This is a genomic window from Paenibacillus sp. 01T431 (genome assembly GCF_056398625.1).
Map to the genome: position 1 here is coordinate 1 of NZ_JBFTPT010000086.1, position 388 is coordinate 388.

General features: G+C 46.5%; 1 rRNA gene. It reads left to right on the top strand.

Going from position 1 to position 388, the window contains the following annotated elements:
• Positions 1-256: 256 nt before the first annotated feature.
• A 23S ribosomal RNA gene (locus AC1DM9_RS34590) occupies positions 257-388 on the top strand; the annotation flags it as partial.

The window sequence follows — 388 nt, forward strand, 5'->3', positions numbered from 1 at the left end:
AGACCGCAGGGTCTTGGGAGAGTAGGACGTCGCCAAGCAGGTGTTATGTTTTACACCTATGTTTTATCTTGCACCTTGAAAACTGGATAACGAAAGAAAAAGAATTGCTGAAACATCCTTTAGTTGTTTTTACGTAAGCGAGAGGTGTTTCGAATTGAAGACGGCTTTTGAAGACGTTATTTCTACCTCTAAAGRGGTTATTAATCAAAGAAATAAGGCTTCAAYGACGGATCAATCGAAATCACCACGAGCARTTGGTTAAGCTAGTAAGAGCGCACGGAGGATGCCTAGGCACCAGGAGCCGAAGAAGGACGTGGCGAACAACGATACCGCCCCGGGGAGCCGTAAGCAGGCATTGATCCGAGGATTTCCGAATGGGGAAACCCAG